Source organism: Streptomyces sp. NPDC059696, from assembly GCF_042733745.1.
Classification (GTDB): domain Bacteria; phylum Actinomycetota; class Actinomycetes; order Streptomycetales; family Streptomycetaceae; genus Streptomyces.
Map to the genome: position 1 here is coordinate 1 of NZ_JBHWFG010000112.1, position 1403 is coordinate 1403.

Annotated in this window: 2 rRNA genes; both read left to right on the forward strand. The window is 55.2% G+C overall.

Annotated features, from left to right (window positions below):
* Window positions 1-355, forward strand: a 16S ribosomal RNA gene (locus ACFV20_RS36955); the annotation flags it as partial.
* A gap of 467 nt (window positions 356-822) precedes the next feature.
* A 23S ribosomal RNA gene (locus ACFV20_RS36960) occupies window positions 823-1403 on the forward strand; the annotation flags it as partial.

Below are 1403 nucleotides of genomic sequence, written 5' to 3' on the forward strand. Positions count from 1 at the left end.
CGTCAAATCATCATGCCCCTTATGTCTTGGGCTTCACGCATGCTACAATGGCCGGTACAAAGGGTTGCGATACTGTGAGGTGGAGCTAATCCCAAAAAGCCGGTCTCAGTTCGGATTGAGGTCTGCAACTCGACCTCATGAAGTTGGAGTCGCTAGTAATCGCAGATCAGCAACGCTGCGGTGAATACGTTCCCGGGCCTTGTACACACCGCCCGTCAAGTCACGAAAGTTGGTAACACCCGAAGCCGGTGGCCTAACCCCTTGTGGGAGGGAGCCGTCGAAGGTGGGACCGGCGATTGGGACTAAGTCGTAACAAGGTAGCCGTACCGGAAGGTGCGGCTGGATCACCTCCTTTCTAAGGAGCACCTGAAACGTGTTGTGTTCTTCCACAGTGTTGGATGCACGGTTTCCAGGAGTTATGCCCGTTTCGAAGGCGTCAGTTCTTCGGCGGGTGCTCATGGGTGGAATATCAATGAACAGGTTTGTCCGGGTTGTTCCGGGTCTGTGAGTACGCCTCTTTTGCGGGGTTGGAAAGCCGGTCCGGGCGGTTGTCCGGGGTAATCGTTTGGCACACTGTTGGGTCCTGAGGCAACAGGATCTGTTGTTTCTGGTTTTCCTGCGCATGCCGGAGACCGGCCGGAGCCCTCCCTAGCGGGGGGTGGTGGCTGGTGGATGGGTGTGACGGGGTTGTTGTTTGAGAACTACATAGTGGACGCGAGCATCTTAAAAATTATTAAGTGCAATTTCAGATAAACCTGGTGACCGGTCTTGTACTGGTTTTCCATGGTTTTCTCGATAGCGATATTAATTGTTGATCTTTGTGGTCAAGTTTTTAAGGGCGCACGGTGGATGCCTTGGCATCAGGAGCCGAAGAAGGACGTAGGAATCTGCGATAAGCCTGGGGGAGTTGATAACCGAGCGGTGATCCCAGGATGTCCGAATGGGGAAACCCCGCCCGGCGCGCGAGTGACCGGGTGACCCGCATCTGAACACATAGGGTGCGTGGAGGGAACGCGGGGAAGTGAAACATCTCAGTACCCGCAGGAAGAGAAAACAACAGTGATTCCGTTAGTAGTGGCGAGCGAACGCGGAAGAGGCTAAACCAGTGGTGTGTGATAGCCGGCGGGCGTTGCATCACTGGGGTTGCGGGACTTTCCGTATCAGTTCTGCCGGACTGGTGAAGTGAGTGCAGGTGCATAGGTGAACTGGTTTGAAAGCCAGGCCGTAGAGGGTGTTAGCCCCGTAACCGGAATGTATGCTGCCGCTTGGAGAGGATCCCAAGTAGCACGGGGCCCGAGAAATCCCGTGCGAATCTGCCAGGACCACCTGGTAAGCCTAAATACTCCCTGATGACCGATAGCGGACAAGTACCGTGAGGGAAAGGTGAAAAGTACCCCGGGAGG